Here is a 24,643-nt window from a genome sequence, read left to right on the forward strand (position 1 = left end):
AAATTTAAACCTTAAAAATATGCGAAATTTTACTTCTCTTACTGTAATTATTGCTTGTAGTTTTTTAATGTTTTCTATTAATGCGGCAAGCCATACATCGAAAATTAAAAATGAAAATTCTGAGTTTGAAAACATTTTTAAACTCAAAAACAAATTCGTTTTAGGAACAATTGATGCCGCTTCAATAAATAACTTTTATGCGAAGTATCCCAAACTAAAAAAATATCAAAAAGACGTTGAAGATCTTTATAAAAAGAAAGCATATAACACGATTTGGCATGATGATAAAAGTATCAGCGAATTTGGCGCCTTATTATATCATAAAGTAAGCCTTTTAGAAGAGCAGGGAATCAATGCCGAAATGCCTTATATGGACTTGGTTGACAATGTTTTTAATGAAAATGTTTCAAATAAACTGCCGCAAATAGACACAGAACTGCTGTTGTCAAATATGTATGTATTTTATGCCAGTAATGTATATTCCGGAGTGGATGCAGAGACTTTGAAAAAAATTGGCTGGTATCTTCCAGCCAAAACAATTTCGTACGATCGAATTTTAGATTCGTTAATGGGTGATCCCAACCGATTGAATAAGGATGAAAACCTTCTTTTTGGCCAATATTATAAACTTCAGGATGTTTTACAGAGATATCGAAATATTGAAAAAAACGGTCTTTGGAAAAAAATCGAGATTGACGAAGCAAACTTTAAGGAGCTAAAACCTTTAGACAGCGGAAAAGTTATCCAGCAAATTAGAGAACGTTTGTTTGTAGTTGGTGATTTAAAAGAAGATTCTAAAAGTCAATATTATGATCAGGAAATGATGGACGCCGTTTTAAAATACAAAAAACGATATGGACTCAAACTGAATTATACTTTTACAAAAGAACAAATTGATCAGATGAACGAGCCAATTGGAAACAGAATCCGCACCATTATGCTGAACATGGAACGCTGCAGATGGATTCCCACTAAACTGGCAAAAGCAGATGAATATGTAATGGTAAATATTCCGTCGTTTAGACTGGTTTATGTAAAGAATGGAAAATATGATTTGGTTTCGGATGTTTTTGTGGGAACGCGAATGACAGAAACGGTGATTTTTAGCGGTAATATCGACCGAATTGTTTTTAGTCCGTATTGGTATGTTCCAACAAGCATTATTCAAAATGAATTAAAACTGAAAATAGCCGAAGATAAAAACTATCTCGCTGATCATAATATGGAATGGAATGGAGGCCATGTAAGACAAAAACCAGGTCCGGACAATTCTTTGGGATTAGTCAAATTTATGTTTCCAAACCCAAATGATATTTACCTGCACGATACACCTGCAAAAAGTTTATTTGAATTTGAAAAACGAATTTTCAGCCACGGCTGTATTAATGTAAAAGAAGCCAAACAACTGGCACTAGAAATTTTAAAAGACAATCCTGAATGGCCGGTTGATAAAATTAATCAGGCGATGAGCGGCGAAAAAGAAACTACCTGCATGCTCAAAAATAAAATTCCAATTTATATAGGATATTTTACCGCCTGGGTAAACGATGACGGCGAAATTGGCTTCTATCCAGATGTTTATGACCGCGATAAACGTTTAGATAAACTGCTGTATGCTGATCCGGTTGCCTTAAAATAAAAACAAATCCCCGTCAAGATTCTAATATCTGACGGGGATTCTTTTAAAAAAATGGTCTACAAGTTTATTCGTATTTTAAATATTTTAAAACGTCTATTTTGGTTACCTGATACGCTTTTGCCAAAACAATCAGCAAAGTAAGAACTAACAGCGAAACAAGCGCAATACTAAACGGAACGGGCGAAACATTAATTCTGAAAGCAAAATCCTCCAGCCATTTTTGCAATAAAATATAAGCCGGAACAATTCCAATTCCAAATCCCATTAAACAGAAAAGAATATATTGTTTAGATAATTCTTTCAGTAAAACATCAGTTTCTGCGCCAAGTGTTTTTCTAATCGCAATTTCTTTCAATCTTCTTTCCATCGAAAATGATGCCAAAGCAAACAGTCCAAAAATAGCAATCGTGATTACAACCAGATTCAGGATAAAAAACAAATCTTTTTGTTTGACTTGCTGCTCATAAGTTTTTGCAAATCCTTTGTTTACAAATTCATAATCAAAAGGATAATCTGGATTTACATTTTTCTCCCAATATGTTTTTAATTTTTCTAATGTTTCAGATAAATTATTTGGAGAAACTTTTATATATACATTATCAAAGTTATTCCATTTCAATGTTTTAAGATTAACAAAAATCATTGGCGGAACTTTATTCTGCAATCCCGTAATGTGAAAATCCTTTACAATTCCAACAACTTTAAACTTTAAATTTCCCTTTTCATCTCCCCAGCCAGAAGTGATCACCGTATTTATAGGATTTTTAAGTCCTAATGATTTAGCCAGTGTTTCATTTATAAGCCAGTTGCTAACAGTATCTGATGCAAATTTTGGAGATAAATCACGACCTTCAACCACTTTAATTTTCATCATATCAAGAAAACCAAAATCCATTTCAACATTTCGCGGCTGAACAAAAACACCATTGTGCGTAAAACCAGAACTAGAATTAGTACTGTTACCAAATGTACCGGCAAAAGTAGAAACGTCCTGAACGCCTGATATTTTAAGAACTTCTTGTTTTGTTAATTGATATTTTTCACCCTTTGTTTTATAATCGTTATGATTAAATGGAACTCTGATAACCTGATTACCATTAAAACCAAGATCTTTATTCATCATATAATCTACCTGAGAATTTACGATCAAAGCACCAATGATAAAAAATGTTGCAATTCCGAATTGAAAAATAAGCATCGAATTTCGAATCCAGATACCGCTTTTACTTCTGGAGAAATTACCTTTTAAAACTTTTAAAGTTTCGAAATTTGAGATATAAATGGCAGGGAATATACCCGCAAGAATGATTACTAATCCAAAAATCAAAATGAGCTGCAGGTAAAATTCACCGCCATTCATAGTCAAAGTCTTTCTTAAAAAAGAATTATAATACGGAAGAGAAAGTTCAACAATTGCCAAAGCAAACAAAATAGACAACATTACAATTATTGTTGTTTCGAATATAAACTGCGCTATAATTTGGTTTTTTGAAGCACCAACAATTTTACGAACACCAACTTCCTTAGCACGTTTTATGGCAGAAGCTGTGGCAAGATTAATATAGTTTACCAATGATAAAACTAAAATTAATATTGATAAACCAGCCATAATATAAATAAGCTGTAGGTTTCCTTTAAACTCCGGAGTAGCAGATCCCGAAGTTTTTGTGCCATGTAAATGCAGCGTTTTCAGCTGGTCAAGTATAATCTCTATTTCTCCATTTTCTTTGATGTACTGCTCAACCGTCTGTCCGCTTTCTTTAGCATCTTTTAGAGTTCTGTTTACATAATTTACGTTATGCATTTTCTTCAAAACCGAAACAGGATCAGCACCTTTTTTAATTTTAATCATCAAACCATAATTAAAATTACCCCAGCTGTTAATATCACTTTCACGCACAATGTCACCAAAAACATAGTTAGGTTCAATAGAAGAAGGTGTCACAATGCGATAAACAGATTTTACGATATAGGACTTATCATTGTAAGTAATGGATTTTCCGATAGGATCTTCATTATTAAAAAGCAGTTTAGCCTGTTGTTCAGAAATAGCAACGCTGTTTTTCTCTTTTAAAATATCTTTTTTAGCACCTTTTAGGATTGGAAAAGGGAAAAAATCAAAAAAGTTATTATCAGATACCATTATCTTTTTATCGATTACTTTTTTGTTCTGATACTTTATAGCAGCTTCGTTATACCAATTATGCATAAAGGAAATCTGCTCAATTTCAGGAATTGTTGCCTTGCAGGTTTGTCCAAACGGAATTGAACTTGTAGCCCAGGTGTCTCCGGTTCTTCCTATTTTATTCAGAACCTGATATACATTTTCTTTCTCCGGATTCCATTGATTGTAAGCGTGCTCATTATTCCAGTATAAAATGGCAAAAATCACGCTGGCAACCCCAATGCTCAATCCTAAAACATTTAAAAGCGAAAACAATTTGCTTTGCCTTAAATGATAAATAAATATTTTAAACCAGTTAAAAATCATGGTATAAGTTTTATAATTACGTTAGTTATTTTTTGGTCTAAAGGCTGTTTTGCCTTTTATAGAAGGGTAAAAATTTTGCAAACAAATCCCACCAGAACTAAGATTGCAGTAATAACAAATTTTATCATTTTTTCGATTATTTAGCGTCCATAAAAACATCAACATTGCGTTGATTTAATTTTTCAGAGAATATAACACCGTCTTTCATATGAATCGTTCTTTGCGAAAAAGAAGCATCATAATCAGAGTGGGTAACCATCAAAATTGTAGCACCTTTAGCATGTAAATCAGTTAAAAGTTCCATTACCTCATTACCATTTTTACTGTCCAGATTTCCTGTTGGCTCATCGGCAAGTATAATTTTAGGATCATTAACCAAAGCTCTTGCAACCGCAACCCTTTGCTGCTGACCTCCTGAAAGCTGCTGCGGAAAATGTTTCAAACGATGTGAAATATTTAATTTCTCAGCAATAGCTTCAATTTTTTGTTTTCTGTCTGATGCTTTTACATTATTGTAAAGCAAAGGCAGTTCGATATTATCATAAACCGAAAGTTCATCGATCAAGTTGAAGTTTTGAAAAATAAAACCAATGTTTTCTTTACGAACAGCAGCTCTTCCTTTCTCCTTTAAACCAATCATTTCCTGATCCAGTAATTTATAACTTCCAGTAGAAGCGCTGTCTAAAAGCCCGATAATATTTAATAAAGTAGATTTCCCGCAGCCAGAAGGCCCCATAATAGTTAAAAAATCCCCTTTTTTAATTTCTAAATTAATACCGCTTAAAGCAGCAGTTTCAACTTCTTCTGTTCTAAATACTTTGGTTAAATTTTGTATCGTTATCATATTTTAAAAGATTAGTTATTAATTACGTTTTTTGATTGATGATTGATGTTTTTATATTTTGGTTTCGCCACGAATTCCACGAATTAATTTTTCGTAATGCGTATAATAATTAGTGTAAATTCGTGGCAGACATTTGATAAACTGCGACTGAACACCGCGACTGTAAACTAATTACTGCGACTGAATCGAAAGTTCCTCAATATCCTTATAATCTGAATAAGAAGAAATAATCACAGATTCGCCTTCTTTCAAACCCTCCAGAACTTCATAATACGAAGGATTTTCTCTACCTAATTTTATATTTCTTCTTTCGGCTTTATTTCCTTTTACTACAAAAATCCATTTCCCCGCAGTTTCCTGATTAAAACTTCCTTTTTGTACAACCAGTATTTTATTTTTCTCAGATAAAATCAGCTTTACTCCAAAACTTAAACCGTCCTGCAAAGCAATCTCTTCTTTAGATGTAAAAGCTAATTCTACAATAAAATGCCCGTTTTTAACTTCCGGAATTACTTTAGTAACAATAACTTCCAGCGTTTTCCCTTTAAATTCAACCTGACCTTTTAAGCCTTCGCGAATTTTTTCCAAGTAAAACTCATCAACATCGGCAGATAATTTATATCCTTTTTTAGAGTCAATTTTTCCAATGCTTTCTCCAGCCTGAAACGTCTTTCCTAAAACCGGTTCAAAAGAAGTCAGTCGGCCAGATTCTGGAGCAGTAATCAAAAAATTCTTTTTATTGTTTCTTAAAATCTCCAAACTTATTTCCATTGTTTGAATTGAACGGTTAATTTGAGAAATCTGCAATTGATTCGATTGTTTTTCTTTTTGAATGCTTTGCTGAATTGTTTTTTTGCGTTCTTCCTGAAAACGAAGACTTTCCTTAAAAGTATTCCAGTCGTTTTTTGAAATCACATCTTTGGCAAACAATTTTGCATTTAAATCATACAATCTTTTAGCATCATTATAATCATGCTCGATTAAAACATAATCTTTAGTCAAATTCAATTCCTGATTTCTAATGTTTAGTTTTCCCGTATTTAAATTGTTGATCTGCTCGATAATAGCAGTTTCCTGAGTCAAATAATTCAGTTCTGTATTTGGGTTGTATAAACGAGCCAGCGATTGTCCTTTTGTAACCATTGCACCGTTTTCTACAAAAATCTCTTTTACAGATCCTCCTTCTGTAACGTTTACAAGCATTACATTTAACGGCTCAACTTTTGCCTGAAAAACCACAAAATCTTCAAAAAAAGCTTTTTCAACTTTATGAATTGAAAGTTCCTCGGCTTTTACATTTAAACTTCTTTTTGGATTAAAAGAAAAAAAGAGAATTGCGGCCAAAGCTAAAAAAACTCCAATTGCTATTGTGAGATATCTAAATTTTCTATTTTTACGAGGAATTATCGTGTCCATTTTTTTAAATAATTTACTGATAATCAATAGGTAAATACTGTGCCATAAAATTTATTTTTTGCAAAGCCCTGATTTTAAACAGGCTTTAAAAAACATCCAAAAACAAAGTGTTCGATAATGAACAGTTGACCGTTCAAAATCGGACAAAAAATATCAGTATGAGAAAAAAGCAAGCCCAAATATTAGTCGTTGACGATCAGGAAGAAATTCTTTTTTCGGCAAAAATGATTCTTAAAAAACATTTTGAAACGATTTTTACAACAAACAATCCCAAAAAAATCATTTCAATTTTGAGCGAAAACGAAATTAATGTCGTTTTGCTGGACATGAATTATAGAATTGGTTTTGAAGACGGACGAGAAGGAATTCATTGGCTGAAAGAAGTAAAAACCCTTTCACCAAATACAATTGTCATTTTAATGACCGCTTTTGGAAAAATTGATACAGCGGTTGAAGGAATAAAAATTGGCGCTTTTGATTATGTTTTAAAACCTTGGCATAACGAAAAATTACTCGAAACAATTGATAAGGCTGTTGCCGAAAGCCGAAAAAACAGCAAAAAACAAGTTGTTGAAAAAACAGAAAAAAGATATTTTGTAGGTACATCTCAAAAAATAAAACAAGCGTATTCTATTGCCGAGAAAGTAGCCAAAACAGATGCAAATGTTTTGATTTTAGGTGAAAACGGAACGGGTAAATATGTTTTTGCAGAGTTTATCCACCAAAATTCGGTACGAAAAAAAGAACCTTTTATTCATGTTGATTTAGGATCTTTAAGTGATAATTTATTCGAAAGCGAGCTTTTTGGATACGCAAAAGGCGCTTTTACAGATGCCAAAACCGATACGCCCGGAAGGTTTGAAATGGCACAAAACGGAACCATTTTTCTGGATGAAATTGGGAATATTCCGCTTCATTTACAATCCAAATTATTGCACGTTCTGCAAACTAAAACCTTTACACGTTTAGGCGAAAGCAAACCAAGACCTTTAAATGTCAGAATAATTTCGGCAACAAACAATGATATCAAAGCTGAGGTAAAAAGCAAAACCTTTAGAGAAGATTTGCTCTACAGAATTAATACAATGGAAATAAATCTTCCGTCACTTCGCGAAAGAAAAGATGATATAGTTCCGATGGCAAATTTTATTCTTGAAAATATCGCCGAAAAATACAATCATGGTCCCGAAGCTTCGGGATGGCATTTTGAAGAAAATGTCGCGCCATATTTAGAAAAATATCCATGGAAAGGAAATGTTCGTGAAATGGAAAACAAAATAGAACGCGCCCTTATTTTAGCCGAAAATAACACGATTTCTGTAACCGATTTAGATATTCTGGATTTTGAAGAAATTCAGGAAAATGATAACCCATTATCTGAAATGGAAAAAACGGCAATCGAAAAAGCGCTTTTTAAACATCACGGAAACATCTCAAAAACCGCCGAAGAATTAGGTTTATCAAGAGCCGCTTTGTACAGAAGAATTGAAAAATACGATTTGAAAAACTAAGATAATTTTGGCCACAGATTTTACAGATTAAAAAGATTTTTCTTTTACCTAAATTTTAGTTTCTCGCAGATTCTGGAGATTTAGCTGATAAAAATGAATTATAATTAATCCCCAAAATCTGCAGAATCTGCGGGAAACTAAAGATTTCAAGATAAAGTATAAAAAATCATTTTAATCCTTTTAATCTGTGGCAAATAAAAAAAAACAATGAAAAACTGGAAATTTTATAACGCTTTATTTGTGAGAGTCTTGTTTGTCATGATTCTCTTTTTTGTCTGCGTTTTTCTAATCTATAAAATGTTCTATTATAATGCACTTTTGGTTGGCTTTTTTGCTTTTATATTTTTAGCCGAAATGTATATTTATGTAAAAAACCAACTCCAGTTTTACGATAGAACACTGCTTTCGATTCTTCAGAATGATTTTTCTACCAATTTTCCGGAAGAAAATAAAAAAGATAATTTTAAAAGCCTGTATCTTTTATATGAAAATTTAAAAGTGCAGCAACAAGAACAGACATCAAAAGAAATGATTTATCGTTCGCTTTTAAATAATATTGACACGGCAGCTCTAATCTTAGAAAAAGAAAACGAAGACTGGGATATATTTTTGATGAATGACTGTTTCTCTGATTTATTTAAAGTTCCAAAAGTAAGCCATTGGAAATATCTTAAAAATTACCTGCCCTCACTTTGCAATGAAATTGAAAAAACCGAATTCAGCGAATTAAAATCGGCAATTTCGATTAAAATTGAAGAACAGGATTTGCAGACTTTTATGCTGCAGACTTCAAAAACGCAAACCTATAATAAAGAATATTATATCATTTTATTAGACAGTATTCAGCGTGTTATTGAGAAAAAAGAAAAAGAAGCGTGGATTAATTTAATGAAGATTATTTCGCATGAATTAATGAATTCACTAACGCCAATTCGTGCGCTTTCGCAGAATTTACTTCATATTGTCGATCAGGAAAGTTTAGAAGAAGATGATTTTGACGACATTAAAAGCAGTATTTCGACCATAATAAACCGAAGCGATCATTTGCAGGTTTTTGTAGAAAATTACCGTAAACTCGCCATGCTGCCAACGCCAACCAAACAAATGACGCCAATAAATGCTCTTTTTGAAGACTGCCTCCGAATTATGAGTCCGATTTTGAAAGCGGAAAATATCGAATTGATAAACGATATTCACAGTTCACGTTCTATTATGATTGATAAAAACCAAATGGAACAGGTAATTATTAATTTGATTACCAATAGTGTTTATGCTTTGAAAGAAAAAAGCGAAAAGAAAATGTATTTGTCGAGTTATACCGAGAACAATCGCTTTTTCATTTCAATTTCGGATAACGGAAAAGGAATCGATCCGGAAATTCAGGACAAAATATTTCTTCCTTTTTTCACCACCAGAAAAGATGGCGCCGGAATTGGTTTAACGCTTTCTAAAAACATTATCGAAGCGCATGGCGGCTACCTAAGCTACCAAACCGATGAAGATAAAACCAGCTTTGTGATCTGCCTTATTTGATATGAACCATATAAGTGATATAAGTTCATTTAAAAAGAAGTATTAGTATTCAACTTTGACAAAGTTTCCTTCGCGTCTCCTACAAGGTTTCTAAAACCTTGTAGGTATTTTATAGTTACCAATTATAGGTAATTAGTTAAAAGATATTTATACCTACAAGGTTTTAGAAACCTTGCAGGAAGCTCTAAAATGAACTTATATAACTTATATGGTGAAAAACATTTAATACTGCACTTCAGGTTTCCAAAAGTGTTTTTCGAAATCGACAATTTGATTGTTTACTACTTTAATACCTTCGTTTTCTAAAAGCTGCTGCATTAAATTAGTTCCGTCAAAATGATGTTTTCCTGTCAAGAGTCCTTTTTGGTTTACGACTCTATGTGCAGGAACATCGTCCATATTATGGCACGCATTCATTGCCCAACCTACCATTCGTGCTGAACGTGCGGTTCCTAAAGCCTTTGCAATTGCACCATAAGAAGTTACTTTCCCAAACGGAATTTGTCTGGCAATCACATAAACTCTTTCGAAAAAATTTTCCTCAGCCATAATTATTTTTTTGCCACAGATTATACGGATTAAAATGATTTTTTTTGGTCTATAAAAAATTAAGTTTCTCGCAGATTTTGCAGATTTAAACAGATTATTTTTTTTAAAATCCTTTTAGTTCTTCTAAATAAATCCGTGTAAAATATTTAACCCCAAAGTAAAAAAAATCATTTTAATCCGTTAAATCTGTGGCCTATAAATTTATCCGAAATAATAATTCAAAATATTAAAAAGCGTCACAACGGCAACTAATCCCGTAATGCTTCCAATAATAGTATTCATGTTTCGCATTAAGTAATCGGTTTTCTTTTCGATTTTTTCAAAGAAACCAATATAGCTGTACAAAACAGCAAATGAACCCAAAATAGATCCTAAAACAAAAGTGAAAATAATGCTGTTTTCAAACACAAAAAGATTGTACGAAGCCAAAGTCACACTTACCACAACATAATACGGAATAGGGAAAAAGTTTAATGCAGAAAGCAGCATTCCAAGAAAGAAACGGCTTTTTTTACTGCTCTTTTTAATCTTCGATTTCTTTTTGGTTTTTGGCTCTTTGGCAATAAACAAAAAGTATATGGTTAAGATCGAAAAAATAACAAAACCTATTTCACGTAATAAAGTAACAACATCCGGACGATTGTCGATTACCTGTGCAAATAATACCGCAACGTAAACCTGAAAAAAAATCACTAAAACAGCTCCAATAACAAACCATAAAGCATTCTTTTTTCCTTCTTTCAGGTTTATTTTGGCTGCCGTCATATTGATTAATCCCGGCGGAATAATCCCAATTGCAGCGGCAATAAAGCCTGAAAGTAATGGAGTAAGATATACCATTCAGTAGTTTAAGCGATTAAAAGATGTTTTTTAAAATTAAATTAGTCTTTAATTTTAAAACGAATATACGTAATTGCCTTGTTAATTTCTAAATATTGTTTTTCATAAAATGTTTGAAAAGCAGTAACTTCTTCCGGGCTTCCTTCATTTCTGTATACATTATGATTAGCATACAAAACTTCGTGGCCTTCTCCATGAAGCAGTCCAAGCGTATAACCGTGCATAAATTCGCTGTCGGTTTTAAGATTTACGACACCGTCTTTTTTAAGGATTTTTTTGTATAATTTCAAGAACTCAGAATTCGTCATTCTGTGTTTTGTTCTCTTGTATTTTATCTGTGGATCCGGAAAAGTAATCCAGATTTCATCTACTTCATTTTCGGCAAAAATATGATTGATTAGTTCGATTTGAGTACGAACAAAAGCAACATTATGAAGTCCGGTTTCAACAGCAGTTTTAGCACCACGCCAGAAACGCGCACCTTTAATATCAATTCCGATAAAATTTTTGTTGGGATATTTTTCTGCTAATCCAACTGAGTATTCACCTTTCCCGCATCCTAATTCTAAAACCAGAGGATTATCATTTTTAAAGAAATCCGAATTCCATTTTCCTCTTAAAGGCATTAAATTACCTACAACTTCTTCTCTTGTTGGTTGAAAAACGTTTTGAAATGTTTCGTTTTCTCTGAATCTTTTTAGTTTATTTTTACTTCCCACTTTTTACAAAAATTTTCAGCAAAATTAAGGAATATAAACGAATGAAAATAGCTGAATTAGGTTTAAAATAAGTTTGCCACGAATTGCACGAATTTTCACGAATTAATTTTTGCCACAGATTATTGGGATTAAAAAGATTTTTCTAAACATTAATCTTTTATCTCGGAGAGATTATATATCGGTAGAAAAAATGTGATAGTAATAAAAATGTCCCGTAGGGATTTATGTTTTAGATTGTTTGCCACGTATTACACTAATTTTCACGAATTAATTTTTGCCACAGATTATTAGGATTAAAAAGATTTCTCTAAACATAATCTTTTATCTCGGAGAGATTATTTATCGGTAGAAAAAATGTGATAGTAATAAAAATGTCGTATAGGGACTTATTTTTTAGATTGTTTGCCACGAATTACACAAATTTCCACTAATTTTTTTTCGATCATACTGATTAAATTAATTCGTGAAAATTCGTGCAATTCGTGGCAAAACTTTATTTTCAACCGTAATGCGGTTCTGTAATTGGTTTTAATTTTGGATCTAATGTTTCGTCGTGCTGCGATAAATCAAGCCCGATATGTTCGTTTTCTTCAGAAACACGAAGCGGAATAATGAAATTCGTTACTTTAAATAAGAAATAAGCCCCAAAGAAGGTAAAGATTGAAACCAGAACTAAAGCCATCATATGATGTGCAAATACATTCCAGCCTCCGTGTAATAAACTTGCATTTTCGCCATGCGCAAAAATAGCTGTTAGAATCATTCCCATAATTCCTCCAACACCATGACAGGCAAAAACATCCAGCGTATCATCAAATCTTTTTGATAAACGGCAATTTACAACAGAGTTTGAAACCAAAGCCGTAACGAAACCAAAGAACATACTTTCTGGAACTGAAACGAATCCTGCGGCTGGCGTAATTGCTACCAAACCTACAACAGCTCCAATACAAGCTCCAAGAGCAGAAACTTTTCTTCCGTTCATTCTGTCAAAGAAGACCCAGGTTAACATGGCTGCCGCCGATGAAGTTGTAGTAGTTGCAAAAGCCATAGCAGCGGTTCCGTTGGCTGCAAGTGCAGAACCAGCGTTGAATCCGAACCAGCCAAACCATAACATTCCCGTTCCTAATAATACAAAAGGAATATTGGTTGGAATATGCTGACTGTTTTTTCTTTTTCCTAAAACTAAAACACCCGCCAAAGCTGCAAAACCAGAACTCATATGAACTACAGTTCCTCCGGCGAAATCTTTTACTCCAAAATAACTTCCTAAAACTCCTGTTGGATACCAAACAGAATGGCACAAAGGCGCATAAATAAAAATGGTAAATAAACTGATGAATAATAAATACGATATAAAACGAACACGTTCTGCAAACGAACCTGTAATAATTGCCGGAGCGATAATAGCAAATTTCATTTGGAACAAAGCAAACAACATAAACGGAATTGTGCTTGCTAATTTTTTATGCGGAAGAATATTTACATAATCCATAAAGGCAAAAGTGGTTGGATTTCCGAAGAAACTATAAAAGTGATCTCCAGAACCAAAACCTACAGGTTCTCCAAATGCAAGACTAAAAGCGACAACAACCCATAAAAGTGTTACCACACCCAGACAGATAAAACTTTGCAGCATTGTCGAAATCACATTTTTACGGCCTACCATTCCACCATAAAAGAAAGATAATCCCGGCGTCATGATTAAAACCAGACAACAAGAAGTTAACATCCAGGCAACATCCGCAGGGACGATATGGTCGGTTGTGCCAAATTCAGACAATACATAACTATTTTCAGTAACATTTGGCCAAAAAGCCCCAATAATACAAACGATGCTGATAATGATAAAGGAAATGATCCAGCGTTTCTCTATTTTCATTTTTTCAAATACTTTATTGAACCCTATTTTTTTTGGGGTCAAAGTTAAAAAAAATTAAATATTTAGATTTTAAGGGCTGTTAAAATAGTGGTTGTGTTTTGATTTTAGTCGATTTTGTAAAATACTGATCGCTTTTTTAATAGTTTTTCATTTTACTATTCCAAAACACACCCAATATTGTCAATTATACTATAATTAATTTGATACCGACGCTTATAAAGTCCTATAAAAGTTATGTTTATAAGAATAAAGCATAAAAATGTTTATTTTTTTTGAAGCTTCGCAATCAAAGCGTCTTCAATTGGTGCTTTTATTTTGGTTACAGCATCAACCTCATCATTCGGAATTGTCATTGATAATACATAATGCTGAATTTTCCATTCTTTGCCCACTTTTACCAAAACTCCAGAACCGCGGCAGATTTTCATTTGCGTATCCAATAACTCATCAAACCAAGCTGTTTTTCCAGATTTATCAAAAAAGATATGACGTTCAAGCGCTTTAAAATTCCAGGTTGTTCCTTTGTCAAAAAACGGTTTTGCCCAAATTGAGAATTCTTTTTTAGTCCAGTTTTCGGTTGCGTCAGTTCCTATGTAAATCGCATCATCGGCTAAAGCATTAAAATAAGCATCAAATTTTACCTCGCCAGCAGCTTTGTGCCATGCATCAAGAGTTTGATTGATTTTGTCTTTGTCGGTTTGAGCATTTGCAAAAGAAGCAACGAATAAAAGTAGTAGAATTGTTTTTTTCATGAGAGATTTTATTTGTGATTAAAGATAAGCAATTTTTGATGGCGCACGGATTTTACAGGTTTAACCAATTTTTCTCATTTTATGTCATTTCGACGAAGGAGAAATCTCCACGAGAAGCTCGACAAAGATTGGATTCTAGGGGCGGAGTTACTTACGGAGATTTCTCCTTCGTCGAAATGACAAACAGTATTCTTAATTAATTTACTTTAACAAAAACTCAGAGTTTTTGAGAGATTAAACGACAAAGCAACTTAAATTATCTTACATAACTTATATGGTTTAATCTTAAAAAAGTGATTATATTTGAGTGCTTTAAAATATCCTAATATGAATCCGAAAATCTTTATAAGTTCACTCGCTATAACATCATTACTTTTTGTTTCCTGCAAAAAGGAATTAGAACCACAGGAAAGTACTGCAACATCTGAATTGGTAAGACTTGGACTTGCCAAAGACACAACAAAAACACCATCAGTAGTACAGCAGAATCAAACTCAAGCTTCGGCTTCAAACCCAAACACGGTTTTAAGCGATACAAAAGGATTAAATCCGGCTCACGGACAGCCGGGGCACCGCTGCGATATTGCAGTTGGAGCGCCTTTAAATTCTGCACCAACACAGCAAGTGCAACAGGTACAGCAAGTTCAAACGCAAGGCGGACAAACGGTGCAAGTAAATCCAAATCAAAAAAATGTAGTTACTACTACAGTGGCTGCGCCAGTAAAAGTTGGAAAAGGAATGAATCCGTCGCACGGACAGCCGGGGCATAGATGTGATATTCCGGTTGGAGCGCCTTTAAATTCTCCGGTAGCGGTTAAAACTACTCCCGCAGCTTCGACACCACAAGGCGGAACAATGACACAAAATGTAACCGTTCCTGCAGGAAATCCAGTTCCGGCTCTATTAAGCACCGACGCCAATAAAACAGTTGCAGAAGGAATGAACCCAGCACACGGACAGCCCGGACATCGCTGCGACATCGCCGTAGGAGCGCCTCTGCCAAAATCATAAAGAAAAGTTGCAAAGATGCAAAGTGACAAAGGTGCAAAGTAAAACAAGCGCAAAGAAAACTTTGAACCTTTGTACCTTTTCAAAATACATAAAAAAAAGACGTTTCAATCTGAAACGTCTTTTTTTTATGTATTTTGAAATTTAGTGCGCTTTCAGTTTTTCGAAAGTTGTAGTAAGTGTTTTTTTAGCTTTGCTCAAAGCACCGTTAAAAGCTTTTTCAAGAGTTTCGGCATGTTCAGTTACAGTGATTGGCTGTAGTTTTGCTGTACGAACTTCAAGAACACATTTTTTATCATTTAGGCTGAATTTCTCTCCATTTTCATCTCCAAAATGAACTTCAATGCGTGTGATTTTATCTTCAAAACGCGCTAAACCTTTTTCTAATTCTTCAGAGAAATATTTTTCTAATCTTTGGTGTCCTTCGATGTTTTTGTCGGTATTGATTTGAATCTTCATAACGGTTTATATTTAATGTTTGTTTCTCAAAGCTATTTTTTTTGGACCGAAAAGCCAAGCGAGTTAATAAAACATTATGATATTTTTAGTGTTAATTTTTTATTCTGAAGAAGGAAGAATCGCACCAGAAACGCCATAACAACGAGTAAACTAAATTGTAGAAAACCACATAATTCGCTCGGGTTTTTTAATATCTTTGCAGTCCTAAAACTTTCAGACTATGAACATGAAAAAACTTCTTGCCCGTGTGGTACGCTGGCGGTATTGGAAACAACTGCAACGCTCTGAAAGGCGTAGGACAGCTAACCCATACGGGTTTATATTCCTTAAATTTTCAGACTATGAGTACAAACACCCTTTCCAAAGAAACAGAAATTCGATTAACAGATTTCTTCAACAAAACTGTTGATCCAGAAAGTCTGGCAAAAGCGATTCGACAAATCAATTATTTAATTGCTTTAAGTATAATTCGGGATTGCGAAACTTTTCAAAACGAGAAAACAAATCTTGAAAAAGGTTATTATTGGCTGAATGAATTAGCCGAAATTTTGAATCCTTATTTTGAGGTTGAAAATTAAGAAAATGTAAAAAGCCACTGCGAAGTGGCTTTTTTATTTTATAGTTTGTCTTTCGTTTATTGCGTTTTGAATTTCGAGAATGCAGGTGTCTAAATTCTTTTTAATATCGTTGCTCCAAAAACGTAAAATTTTCCAGTTTTGAGATTCTAAATAGGTATTTACTTCGATATCTCTTTGCATGTTTCGTTCGATTTTTTTGATCCAGAATTCTGCGTTGGTTTGTGGTTTTTTGCGGGTTTCCCAATCTTTTCCATGGAAGAATTCTGAGTCTACAAAAATGGCAATTTTAAGTTGCTTAAATGTGAAGTCCGGTTTTCCGAAAACTGTTTTGTTGTTTTTCCGATAACGGTAACCCAGATGCCATAATGCCTTTGCTAAAGCAATTTCCGCTTTAGTTTCTGTGCTTTTGATCGCACGCATGTTTTTGGAACGTTGTTCTGGATTGTGGACGTCCATGTTTAAGTAAATATTTTTGGGGTAAAGTCTTTAATTAAAAGTATTAATGCTTCCTTGTCTTTATCTTTTGTATGTATGGCAATTAATAAAGTATTTTCTTTTATTTTTATAATTTTTCCATTCAATAATTTGAAATAGGTATTTATGAAAAGCTTTAACTCATCCTCTGTGAAATCTTTTTCGTAAAAACTAAATTCACAATCTTTGGGAGAGTTAAAATGATTTAAAAATTCATCTCTAAAATATCTTTTTGTGCCGCTTCTAAAAGAGCTTATATTCAAAGTATTATTGCTTGTGTAGGATTTTAAAACAAATAAGAAATTAATTCTATATTGTAAAACAAACAAAGTATCTCTGTCAAAGATTCTATCTTCAAAATGAAATGATTTTTTTACTTTTTTATATTTTTTTAGAATTGGGTCATCAAAATTACTTTTATCATGTAGATGCCCATATATAAAGAAATTTGGGGAAATATTATATCCTTCAGTTATTGAATCGCGGTAACGAATTTTATTGTAAGCATTGTTATTGTTTAATAGATCAATATTAAACTGAATTACATTTTTTGCATATGTGAATTGCTTATAAGTTGATATTTTTCCAGCTGAGGAATCTGATTTGTAATATTTTGAATCGCCTATATAAAATATATTGTCAGTGTCAATGATAGATTTGTGTTCAAAAATATGATCAATTATTTTTCCATCATTATTGTTCTTTAATTTGTCAATTGAAATGCCATTAACTTCTTTTTCATAGATTTCATCTGTGAAAAGTTTATCAATCATATCTTCAAAAACAATATTGTAGTTTCTTACCGAAATAAACTCTTCATTTTTCCTTTTAGGACTACTTAAATCAGTTTTGCTAAAGTATAATTCGCATAATTGATACATCCTTTTTAATGCATCAGCAAAATATCTGTGTTTAATCTTTCTAAGTTTAGAGAGACCAGTTCTTTGCAGTTTGCTAAATTGATTGCCAGTTATTAGTTTGTAACTTTTATCAATAGTAATAGGCAAGTCATGTTCTGTTTTGAAATGATTGAGAATTGAAAAAAAATAACTTAATAACTCTTCTTCTTCATTTACTTTTTTATGTTTGTTATGAATATTAATATATATAGGAGCACCTTTTGGTGAGAAAATAGGCAATGATTTTTGGATCGTCTTTTCCCATTTTGCTTTTTTTGCTTGGTTTGATATATATTCAATATGATGATACAAAAGAGTATTTTTATTCTTTTTATAAAAGTTAGTAAAGCTTAAAACTAAATCTAAATATGAATACTCTTTTAATCCTAGATTAGAATTGAGTTCAAAAGTTTGACTGCTATCAATTATAATTGTTTTTCTATGGCGACTTTTAAATTCTACTAAACTGTTATAGAAATAAATCAAAAGTTGTCTGATCCATAAGTAATTTTCATTGTGTTTAAATGAATCTTTTAGATCTAAATCAAATAGTTCTTGAGGTGAAAAGTTGAAGGCTTTGTTTTTTTTAATAAAAACTTTTGGAAGAATGTAAACCAATTCATTTTTGGTAAATGAATGAAAATAACCAACACAATTAATTGTTCCGTAAATTCCATCCTGAATATAGAATTTAGGATCATCAAATACTTTGCTTAAAGTTGTAATACTATATTTTTCACCTTCAATTAATATTTTCATGACTCTATGTTTTCGTCCTCATCTTCTTCATCTTCTTCATCTTCATCTTCATCTTCCTCAGTTAAATCTTCAATAGGAATGATTTCGACTTTTAAAATATCTAATAATTTTAAAAGCTTAGTTATTCCGTTTTGGTTTAAAGGGAAAAAATCTTCATAAGATGTGTTTTTCTCTATTTCTTCAAATATAGAATCTTCCTCATCTTTGAAAACATCAATCCATAGGTAAAAAACTACTTTGTTTATGAACTCTTCAAAGTTAATCTCGCTTTTGTTGTCGGCTTTTATGAAATAGTTTCCAATACATTTGTCTTGCCCTAAATTGGAATTTGTTTTAATTCGGGCATTTACTTTTTTGATAAAATCGATCCAACTAAAATAGCCATTATTAATTTTAATTATGTAATTGAAGGAGTCATTTGATGATCCATCCTCATTTATTGGTTCGTAATTTATTGGAACATATTCCCAATTCCATCTTCTTTTAAATGCACTGTCCATAGGAAAAAGTGATTGATCTGAAGTATTCATTGATGCTAGAATATTTAAGTTTTCAGGTAGCATTATTTTACCATCACTAATTCCTTTACAAGTCGGAGGTAATACATTCTGTAGGTAAGATTTTAAATCTAAGGAAGGAGAGATTGAATATTCACTCTGTCTGTCTAGGATCTGAAATATATCGCCAAATATTTCTGCGCAATTACCTCTGTTGATTTCTTCAATAGCAAGATAAAAATCCAAATGAGGATTTAACCAGGCATTTGTATAAATTTTCGTAAAAACCTCAGGAACAAAAGAATATGTGATATTTCCATCTTTGTCTGATGTTGGTTTATATCCTCCAACAAAAGATACATAATCATAATCAGGATGAAATGTAATTCTTTCTTTCTGTTCTTCTGGAATTTGTTTTAAAACTGTTTCAATCTTGAATGACTTTCCAGAACCAGGGGCACCGTAGTAAATTTTTTGTAATAAGTTTGCTCTCGTTACAGTTGCGGGAGTGCTTGAATTTAATAATTCAATTAGTCTATGAGACTTAGTAAATGTTATTGCAATACCTGCAATGTATGATGTACTTTCATTAACAACATTTGCTAAATTTAAAACTGGTGAAACAAAAAAATCTCCTCTGTTTATCGTTTTACTGCCATACCACCAATTATAATCTGCTAAAAATAGTTTAAAGTAAGCTCTATCTTCATCATCTTGAAAATATGCATCAATAATTGTTAAAAGATCTTCTGGAATTTCTTTAGTTTTTTTTATTTCAACAGTTGATTCTTTGGAAATTTGTAAAATATTATAGATTTCTTTATACTTAAATAAGGCCGTCAAATAATCATAGAAATAAGAAGCTATAAAAAACCATTGATTTGGGAATGGGATTTTAAGCCCTTTAGGGGTTATAATTGTAGATGTAAATCTATCATAAGTAATTCGATCGGTTGTTCCGTGTAAAATTTGAGAAAATTCTCTTTTAAAATCTTCCGAAAGGATAAATTCTGAGTTATTGTATTTTAGACATTCAGCTTTTGCAAGTTGTCCCAATTTATTCAAGTCTTGTAAAATCATAAAAGTTGTTTTTTAATTTCATTAAAAATAGTTTGAATAACAGGAACTGAAACACTATTTCCAAATTGTTTGTAAGACTGATTGTCTGATACAGGAATAATAAAGTTGTCAGGATATCCTTGTAAATTTGCAGCTTCCCTAGGTGTTAACTTCCTTGGGTTTTTATTTTTTTGTTCAATCAAAATCTCGCTACCATCTTTATAATATCTTGCTGATATAGTACTTGTGTAATTAGAATCTGTGGTGAAAGAAGAAAAACCAAAACCATTTCCTTTTTCTCCATGTTCTTTTCTTCTTCTAATATGACCCGCATAAAGTTTATCCGAAATAGTGTATTTCGGATCTACATTATTGGAAAGTATGTCACCAACTTTTGTTTTTTTAACTTTTGAGATATCTTTAGAATCAAAAATAATATTTTCATTTTCATCAATTCCCAAAGGAAATTTGAATTCTCTTTTACTTTCTTTAAGCCAAGCTACAATAAAGATACGTTCTCTGTTTTGAGGTAATCCAAAATTTTTAGAATTTAAAACTTCTTTTTCAACATTATATCCTAAATCATCAAAGGTTCTCAAAATGGTCTTTAAAGTATTTCCTTTATCATGGTTTTTTAATCCTTTTACATTTTCAAGAAAAATAACTTTGATTGGGTTTCCGTTTTCAATTCTTTTATTGATGATATCGGCAACATCAAAAAACAAAGTTCCTCTTGTATCTTCAAATCCTTTTTTCAAACCGGCATGTGAAAAAGGTTGGCATGGAAAACCTCCACATAAAACATCAAATTCTTTAGGGATATACATTTTTGTACTATCTTTTGTAATATCACCAAAAGGTGTCTCTCCAAAGTTTGCACGATAAGTAATTTGTGAAAACTTATCCCATTCACTTGTGAATATACATTTTCCTCCAAGATTTTGTAATGCCATTCTAAATCCACCTATTCCTGCAAAAAGATCAATAAATTTGAATTCGTAATTTTCCGGAGTAGGAAAAGGAACATTTTCTACTTCAAAAAGTAATTGTTGTATGGCAGTATCTTCAAGTATGTTTAACTTTTCTTCTTCATTTTTGTATTCAACGATTTGTTTTAAGTACTCGGTAGCTTCTTCTTCAAAATGATCTTTAACTCCATTGTGATAATTATGCAGATAATGGGTCACAACAGCTTTTCTATTATCGTCTTCTTCAACAAAACGAATTTTAAATTTTTTACCGTCAAATTCATCAATTGATATTTTCTCTTTCATTTTTTAAAATTCTTATCATTAAAAAAAGCTCCAAAATCAGTATTAAGAGCTGTGATTATTTTTTCTATAATTTCTATTGAAACATTTCGCTGACCTTTTTCAATATCTGAAATGTAGTTTCTGTCAACGTTAGAAATATTGGCTAAATACTCAATTGAGTATCCTTTTTGTTCTCGAAGTTCTTTGACTTTGAATCCGAATTTTTCCTTGATATTCATAGTTTATAAAAGTAGGTTCGTGCGTACAATTGACCCGCGTACAATTGACCTCATTCTGAAATAGTTTTCAACTTGATTATTAACTTTTTTGAAGTATGAAATTTAGTTTCAAGATTTAGAAGCGTACAAATCTTTGTCGAGTTTCTAGTGCGATTCCTCGTTCCTCGGAATGACAAACTGTGGGGATAATTTTTACTTACTTCTCCTTCTTCCCCCACTTAATCTTCATTTTTCCTTCATCATCAACGGCAAGTAAATGAAGCACAATACCACGCTCACGAACAGCATCGCGTTCGGCTTTGCTGGCGAGTTTGGCGTCGTTTTTAGAATTTCTTAATGGGATTGTCAGGGCGAGATTGGTGCCTCGGCCGAAAGAATAAATTCCGTCAACATCGATATTTAGGACGCTTGAACTTATGGTTAAATTATTTACGTCGATTTGTTCTCCGCGCATGTTGAGGTTTCCGGATAAATCGCTGAAAGTGATGTTCTTGACATCGCGAAACGGAAAAGCAAATTTTCCCACTTTTACAATTGGTTCAAAGTTGAGCAATGCACCTTGATTGACGGTGAAATTCAGTTTTCCATGCATCGAATTGGTTATTAATTCGCCACGGCTGTTGATAAAACCGCTTACGTTTGCCGTGCTTGTCAATCTTCCTTTTATGTTATTTGGATTAAAAGACGTGATCCCGAAGTTGTTGAACGATTTCAAAAAACTCGCAATATCAACTCTGTTTACCTGTGCATTTGAACTGAAAGCATAGTTTTTCCCGCTTGGCAACACTTCACTGTTAAAAGTGATGCTTCCGCCGGAAGTCTGCAGCGAACCATTTTTTATGACCAATTTAGAATTCAACATTGAGATTGTTGCTCTGGTATTGGTTGCGGTTAGCTTGTTGTAATTGATTTTATCTGCTTTAATGTCAATTACCACAATGCAATTTTCGATTACGTTTCGCAAATGATTGGAAATCGTCGTTCTTTTATTGTTTTTAAGTGCAGCTTTCTTTTTTTGCGAAGTAGCCAAAACGCCCAAAAATTGTTTAAGATCAATATTAGGACAATAAATGTTCCAGTTTACGACCATTTTTTCGGGAGCATCGTAATAGAGGTTTAGAAAATTATCGATTTTTCCGTCTATAAAAATGGTGTTCTTTTTATGTTTGTAGGCAATTTGTTTAATGAATAAAGCTTTCTCGGTAAAATCAAGATGAATATTGGTTTTTACGGCCTGAATATTTTTCGGAATATAATGAAACGAAGCATCATCAACATCGACATTTCCTATAAACCTTGGCTTGGTAATGTACAAATCGACAATATCAAACTGAAATTTTAACTTGGCTTTGGCGTGGCCTTCTTCAAAATGAATCCACTTTTCGTTGCTTACCTGATTAAGTCTTTCAATATCAAAATCAGAACTTACGTTTCCGGTTGCGATGGGTTTTTCGAGATTGCTAATTACAACTTGCGGAATGGAAAGCGGAATGTTTTCATATTCTCCCGAAAATCGGGTTAAAATTACAGCCGAATTCGGATCGTTAAATCCGTCTTTTGGTTTGAAATTATTCGTAAAAATCCCTCTGAAACTACATTTATCAATTCGTCCGTCGGGAATGGTGAGTTCGTTGTTTTTGGCTACAGCCTGAACCACAATTTTAGGATCATCATGAACATTCAAATCGCCTTTTAAATCACAGTTTACATCGATTGGTTTTTTCAAATCAAACCGATTCAGTTTCGAACTTATATTTCCAGACAATAAATTAGAAGCATTGCTCCATAAAATACGAGTATTGATATTGATTCCAAAAAGAGAATTGGTTTTGCCAATATTGAAATAAGCCACAATATCAAAGGAATCAGAACCAATTTTTAGGTTTTTGGTCGAAACATCAATTTTTTGCTTGTCGGCTTTATAAGTAAGAGACAAAGTTCCTTTGAGTTCTTTTTGTTTGGCAAAACTTCCGTGGACGGTATTAAAAGCTAAACTGTTTATTTGAGTATCGATAAACAAATCGGTATTCCAGTCGTCTCCGTCATAATCAACTTTTGATTTTAAGCTGTGAACATCAAAATCAAACAATTTATTTCCAAGCTGATTATCTATAATAATATGAACATCGCTGAGGTCGATTTCGTCAATCGTGGTTTCGGGTTTTGATTTGTTTTCGGGAGATTTTTTCTTTTTCGGTTTAAAAATATCAGAGTTTGTATAACCGTCTTTAGTTTTGTAAATATAAATATCGGCGTCGTTAATCAGGATTTTATGAATGTTGACTTCATTTTGCAACAAACTCCAAACATTTAAACGTGCTTCAATTTCCTGTGCTTTCAGTAAAGTATGATGGTGCGTATTCCATTTATTGTCCTTGAGTTCGACATGTTTTAAGGCCAAAGTAAAATTAGGGAAACCGGTTAAAAACTTATATTGAAAATCGCCAATATGAAACTTTCCGTTTATATTCTCATTAATCTTGGTATTGATCTTAGCAATAATCTCGGTTTTATTCCGGTTGAAGTAAATTGATAATCCTCCACAAGCCAATAAAAGCAATCCAATTAGTATCAGAATAAAAATACCAAAACGTTTGGCGTATTTTTTAAAATGAACCGACTGGAAAAATGTTTTTATTTTGTGTAAAGTTTCCTTCATTTTGTGTGGATTTTACGGACTAATAAAGATAAGTATAAAAAACGACTTTCTTTACGATAGTTAGAGCTTGTAAATAAAGAACATGTGAATGTTATAATAATTGACGATACATTTATAATCAAAACTAATTTGGGAATGGTGTATGATTTGTTTTTAATTTTTAACTTTGTACCTCAGTTTTGAAGTATTTAAAAAGTCTCCCGAGACCAAAGCTGAGAATAACTTTAAAGAAAAATAATTATGGCATTAGCAATAACAGATGCTACTTTTGACGAAGTAGTTTTAAAATCAGATAAACCAGTAATGGTAGATTTTTGGGCAGCATGGTGCGGTCCTTGTAGAATGGTTGGTCCAATCATTGACCAATTAAGCGAAGAATATGCAGGTAAAGTTGTGGTTGGTAAAGTAGATGTAGATGCTAACCAGGAATTTGCTGCTAAATATGGTGTGCGTAACATACCAACCGTTTTGGTGTTTCAAAATGGTGAAGTAGTAGGAAAACAAGTAGGAGTTGCTCCGAAACAAGCCTACGCTGACAGCTTAGACGCTTTGTTGTAATCGTAAGATTATGATTTATATAAAA

General features: G+C 32.6%; 21 protein-coding genes. 6 read left to right on the forward strand and 15 right to left on the reverse strand.

Features of this window, described 5'->3' with window-relative positions; all coding sequences use genetic code 11:
- Positions 1-19: 19 nt before the first annotated feature.
- Positions 20-1,639 carry a L,D-transpeptidase family protein gene (locus FLAPXU55_RS07835; protein WP_053469917.1) on the forward strand — a complete coding sequence of 540 codons (1,620 nt, stop codon included), beginning with the start codon at positions 20-22 and terminating at the stop codon, positions 1,637-1,639.
- A 64-nt stretch (positions 1,640-1,703) separates the two neighbouring features.
- Here FLAPXU55_RS07835 and FLAPXU55_RS07840 read toward each other — a convergent pair whose 3' ends face one another.
- From FLAPXU55_RS07840 to FLAPXU55_RS07850, 3 genes are all read right to left on the reverse strand, one after another.
- Entirely contained in the window at positions 1,704-4,130 is a 2,427-nt protein-coding gene (locus tag FLAPXU55_RS07840; RefSeq protein WP_180857210.1) for an ABC transporter permease, read from the reverse strand.
- 136 nt (positions 4,131-4,266) lie between these two features.
- Complete coding sequence (locus tag FLAPXU55_RS07845) at positions 4,267-4,974, reverse strand: ABC transporter ATP-binding protein (RefSeq protein ID WP_180857211.1); 708 nt, start codon at positions 4,972-4,974, stop codon at positions 4,267-4,269.
- Positions 4,975-5,145: 171 nt separating this feature from the next.
- Complete coding sequence (locus FLAPXU55_RS07850) at positions 5,146-6,390, reverse strand: efflux RND transporter periplasmic adaptor subunit (protein WP_180857212.1); 1,245 nt, start codon at positions 6,388-6,390, stop codon at positions 5,146-5,148.
- A 158-nt stretch (positions 6,391-6,548) separates the two neighbouring features.
- On the opposite strand from FLAPXU55_RS07850, the gene FLAPXU55_RS07855 reads away from it, so the two are divergent.
- Positions 6,549-7,901 carry a sigma-54-dependent transcriptional regulator gene (locus FLAPXU55_RS07855; protein WP_180857213.1) on the forward strand — a complete coding sequence of 451 codons (1,353 nt, stop codon included), beginning with the start codon at positions 6,549-6,551 and terminating at the stop codon, positions 7,899-7,901.
- A 207-nt stretch (positions 7,902-8,108) separates the two neighbouring features.
- Positions 8,109-9,434 carry a sensor histidine kinase gene (locus FLAPXU55_RS07860; protein ID WP_180857214.1) on the forward strand — a complete coding sequence of 442 codons (1,326 nt, stop codon included), beginning with the start codon at positions 8,109-8,111 and terminating at the stop codon, positions 9,432-9,434.
- A 222-nt stretch (positions 9,435-9,656) separates the two neighbouring features.
- Here FLAPXU55_RS07860 and FLAPXU55_RS07865 read toward each other — a convergent pair whose 3' ends face one another.
- The 5 genes from FLAPXU55_RS07865 to FLAPXU55_RS07885 all read right to left on the reverse strand — a co-directional run bounded on the left by FLAPXU55_RS07865 (position 9,657) and on the right by FLAPXU55_RS07885 (position 14,176).
- Entirely contained in the window at positions 9,657-9,983 is a 327-nt protein-coding gene (locus FLAPXU55_RS07865) for an MGMT family protein (protein WP_180857215.1), read from the reverse strand.
- Between the two features lie 201 nt (positions 9,984-10,184).
- The gene (locus FLAPXU55_RS07870) at positions 10,185-10,823 is read right to left on the reverse strand and encodes a LysE family transporter (protein WP_053469924.1); all 639 of its coding nucleotides are present in this window, start codon (positions 10,821-10,823) and stop codon (positions 10,185-10,187) included.
- Positions 10,824-10,864: 41 nt separating this feature from the next.
- A complete protein-coding gene (gene trmB / locus FLAPXU55_RS07875; protein ID WP_053469925.1) occupies positions 10,865-11,542 on the reverse strand; it encodes a tRNA (guanosine(46)-N7)-methyltransferase TrmB in 678 nt (225 codons plus the stop codon).
- Between the two features lie 499 nt (positions 11,543-12,041).
- Positions 12,042-13,424, reverse strand: a complete 1,383-nt coding sequence (locus tag FLAPXU55_RS07880; protein WP_180857216.1) for an ammonium transporter — start codon at positions 13,422-13,424, stop codon at positions 12,042-12,044.
- A 263-nt stretch (positions 13,425-13,687) separates the two neighbouring features.
- Entirely contained in the window at positions 13,688-14,176 is a 489-nt protein-coding gene (locus FLAPXU55_RS07885) for a nuclear transport factor 2 family protein (protein WP_180857217.1), read from the reverse strand.
- 327 nt (positions 14,177-14,503) lie between these two features.
- Here FLAPXU55_RS07885 and FLAPXU55_RS07890 point away from each other — a divergent pair, with 327 nt between their 5' ends.
- Entirely contained in the window at positions 14,504-15,187 is a 684-nt protein-coding gene (locus FLAPXU55_RS07890; protein ID WP_180857218.1) for a hypothetical protein, read from the forward strand.
- Positions 15,188-15,328: 141 nt separating this feature from the next.
- Here the strand turns inward: FLAPXU55_RS07890 and FLAPXU55_RS07895 are convergent, their stop codons facing one another.
- Positions 15,329-15,643 (reverse strand): HPF/RaiA family ribosome-associated protein, encoded by a 315-nt coding sequence (locus FLAPXU55_RS07895; protein ID WP_053469929.1) that lies wholly within the window; start codon positions 15,641-15,643, stop codon positions 15,329-15,331.
- A 341-nt stretch (positions 15,644-15,984) separates the two neighbouring features.
- Here FLAPXU55_RS07895 and FLAPXU55_RS07900 point away from each other — a divergent pair, with 341 nt between their 5' ends.
- Complete coding sequence (locus FLAPXU55_RS07900) at positions 15,985-16,221, forward strand: hypothetical protein (RefSeq protein ID WP_053470135.1); 237 nt, start codon at positions 15,985-15,987, stop codon at positions 16,219-16,221.
- 33 nt (positions 16,222-16,254) lie between these two features.
- Here the strand turns inward: FLAPXU55_RS07900 and FLAPXU55_RS07905 are convergent, their stop codons facing one another.
- From FLAPXU55_RS07905 to FLAPXU55_RS07930, 6 genes are all read right to left on the reverse strand, one after another.
- On the reverse strand, positions 16,255-16,677 hold the full coding sequence (locus tag FLAPXU55_RS07905; protein ID WP_180857219.1) for a very short patch repair endonuclease: 423 nt from the start codon (positions 16,675-16,677) through the stop codon (positions 16,255-16,257).
- A 2-nt stretch (positions 16,678-16,679) separates the two neighbouring features.
- Positions 16,680-18,353, reverse strand: a complete 1,674-nt coding sequence (locus tag FLAPXU55_RS07910) for a hypothetical protein (RefSeq protein ID WP_180857220.1) — start codon at positions 18,351-18,353, stop codon at positions 16,680-16,682.
- A complete protein-coding gene (locus tag FLAPXU55_RS07915) occupies positions 18,350-19,930 on the reverse strand; it encodes an AAA family ATPase (RefSeq protein ID WP_180857221.1) in 1,581 nt (526 codons plus the stop codon). Before FLAPXU55_RS07915 ends, FLAPXU55_RS07910 begins: the two co-directional genes overlap by 4 nt.
- Positions 19,927-21,183, reverse strand: coding sequence for a DNA (cytosine-5-)-methyltransferase (gene dcm, locus FLAPXU55_RS07920; RefSeq protein WP_180857222.1), 1,257 nt, complete (start codon positions 21,181-21,183; stop codon positions 19,927-19,929). Before dcm ends, FLAPXU55_RS07915 begins: the two co-directional genes overlap by 4 nt.
- Positions 21,180-21,401 carry a helix-turn-helix domain-containing protein gene (locus tag FLAPXU55_RS07925; protein WP_180857223.1) on the reverse strand — a complete coding sequence of 74 codons (222 nt, stop codon included), beginning with the start codon at positions 21,399-21,401 and terminating at the stop codon, positions 21,180-21,182. Before FLAPXU55_RS07925 ends, dcm begins: the two co-directional genes overlap by 4 nt.
- Before the next feature lie 196 nt (positions 21,402-21,597).
- On the reverse strand, positions 21,598-24,060 hold the full coding sequence (locus FLAPXU55_RS07930; RefSeq protein WP_180857224.1) for an AsmA family protein: 2,463 nt from the start codon (positions 24,058-24,060) through the stop codon (positions 21,598-21,600).
- Positions 24,061-24,300: 240 nt separating this feature from the next.
- Between FLAPXU55_RS07930 and trxA the strand changes: the two genes are divergently transcribed.
- The gene (gene trxA / locus FLAPXU55_RS07935) at positions 24,301-24,618 is read left to right on the forward strand and encodes a thioredoxin (RefSeq protein WP_008466289.1); all 318 of its coding nucleotides are present in this window, start codon (positions 24,301-24,303) and stop codon (positions 24,616-24,618) included.
- Positions 24,619-24,643 lie beyond the last annotated feature (25 nt).

Source organism: Flavobacterium panici (assembly GCF_903819335.1).
GTDB lineage: Bacteria > Bacteroidota > Bacteroidia > Flavobacteriales > Flavobacteriaceae > Flavobacterium > Flavobacterium panici.